Origin of the sequence: Pseudoalteromonas sp. S1727 (assembly GCF_005886375.1) — a bacterium.
GTDB classification, from domain to species: Bacteria; Pseudomonadota; Gammaproteobacteria; order Enterobacterales; family Alteromonadaceae; genus Pseudoalteromonas; species Pseudoalteromonas haloplanktis.
The window spans coordinates 1-1984 of the sequence record NZ_PNDT01000191.1; the positions used below are offsets into that span (position 1 = coordinate 1).

At 37.8% G+C, this 1984-nt stretch carries 3 protein-coding genes; 2 read left to right on the forward strand and 1 reads right to left on the reverse strand.

The annotated features are described in order from the left end of the window. Nucleotides 1-209 precede the first annotated feature (209 nt). Nucleotides 210-704: a hypothetical protein gene (locus tag CWB85_RS21560; protein WP_212748248.1), complete on the forward strand. Its 495-nt coding sequence runs from the start codon at nucleotides 210-212 to the stop codon at nucleotides 702-704. A gap of 115 nt (nucleotides 705-819) precedes the next feature. Beyond that, entirely contained in the window at nucleotides 820-1260 is a 441-nt protein-coding gene (locus CWB85_RS21565; protein ID WP_138555993.1) for a hypothetical protein, read from the forward strand. A 255-nt stretch (nucleotides 1261-1515) separates the two neighbouring features. Here the strand turns inward: CWB85_RS21565 and CWB85_RS21570 are convergent, their stop codons facing one another. Next, entirely contained in the window at nucleotides 1516-1890 is a 375-nt protein-coding gene (locus CWB85_RS21570; RefSeq protein ID WP_016709547.1) for a gamma-butyrobetaine hydroxylase family protein, read from the reverse strand. Nucleotides 1891-1984: the final 94 nt, after the last annotated feature.

A 1984-nucleotide genomic window follows, 5' to 3' on the forward strand; every position in this document is an offset into this window, starting at 1 on the left:
TTAAAGATTTTTTGCACAAAGGGAAGAGAATGAGAAGCAAATGAGGGAAACGTAGCGCTTAGTATTGGCATGTTTAAATGATCGATAATCTAACACGAATGTTACTAAGCGATTGAATCAAAATAGCAACTCAGCTATGGTTGATGCATCAATAAAAATAAATTAAAAACGAGTTACTCTACAGGCTCGTTATAAACTCAGAGTATCAAATGGAAAATGTTGCAGTCGCTTTACTAAGTTCCCTCTCAACAGTTAGCATAACTGTTGCTGTTGCTTTTTTATTACGCTCGTGGATTGCTACAAGATTGCGTTGGTCAGTGAAGCACGAATACGATAAAAAGATTCTTGAGGTTGAAAGCCAAAAAGAAATGAGGTTAAAAGGTGAAGTCGTAGCCGATCTACTTGCTGAGTGGCTTAAAAAAAATGGAAAGCTCGATTACCATCAACTCAACAAGCTAACCTTTCAAGCATTTTTATGGTTGCCTAAAGAGCTCGCAGAGGATTTATCTAATTGTCTTTCTCATAAACCCGGTGCAAAGGATGTTCGAAACATTCTCATTGATATTAGAAAACACCTACATGGTCGTGATGATGGACTTAAATCAAAAGAGGTAATCGTCTTCCATGAACCTGATATTATGGGAACTCCTAATTATAGTGGTGTCACATCTGAAGCTCAGGTAAAACCTAACCCAATCAAGTAGCTTCAAGTATGTTTATAAGTTGCCAAAACGGAAAGAAACTGTTGGCTTTTGCTTGTTATCTATTGTAATTTTAGCAAGAAATTTAAAGTGTTAGTAATTTGATTAGGAGGTGGCGATGTTCATATTTAATAATATCCACGACCGAAAATATAGAAAAGTCTATCCCAATTACGATAATGTAATCTTTGATTTGTCCTTGACCCAGATTAATAATGCCAACAATGTTGATTGGGGAAATATCAAAGAAGGAGACTTAGCTTGTGTTGTTACAAGTAGTAGAAAAGTAAGCACAATATACAAAGTATTAGATATTGTTCATTGTGGCGAAGTTGAGGGGGAAGATGGTGATTTATATTTGCTGAGAGGGAAAGTAGCTGCTAAGTTTGAAAGCCAGTTGGATATGACAGCACTTCTTAATAAGTTTAATGTAGTTCATCCTAAACTACCGGATAACAAGTTTTCAATTGGTTTTAATGTTGCTAATCTTGGGGAACAATTAGACTCACTTCAAGTTAAAGTAGGGCAAGCGAAGGTTAGTCTTTCCGAATTGAGGTAAAAATTGTATAACAAGAGAATAAGGCTCCCATCATTCGCTATTGGCACAGACGCGACTGTCAGATGTGGTTGAAGCTCTTTAACCTGACAGAACAAGTTAAAACTTATTCAGACTATTTAGGGCTTATTAAAACCTAAAACCTAAAACCTAGTTACCTAGCGCCTTCTGATTATCTTCACTACACTCAACCACAATCACATAATCAACTTTAACGCCGAGCAGCTTAAAACTTACCGCTTATCGCTTAAAGCTTCTTTAAGGTACAAACTTGATCGGTACGCTGTCTTTATTGGCATTATGCTCTTTGAGACGTTGTTGGTAGGTTTGCCATAGCTCATCATGTTGGGCTTGTAGGTGGGTGAAGTATGCCCAGCTGAATAAGCCGCTGTTGTGGCCATCATTAAAGTCTAAACGCAGTGCGTAGTGGCCGACGGGTTCAATGTGTTTAATATTTACTGATTGCTTATTAAGGACTAATTTCATCGGTTCGTTACCGTGGCCTTGTACTTCGGCGGACGGTGAATGAACACGTAAGAACTCACAGCTAAAGGTGCAATGGCTGTCATCGTCAAAATAAACATCAAGGGTTTTACTAACGGTATGATGATGTACCTTGATCACTTGCTTCATTGTTATACCTTTGTGATTAACCTAGAACCTAGAACCTAGAACCTAGAACCTAGAACCTAGAACCTAGAACCTATAACCTAGAACCTAGAACCTA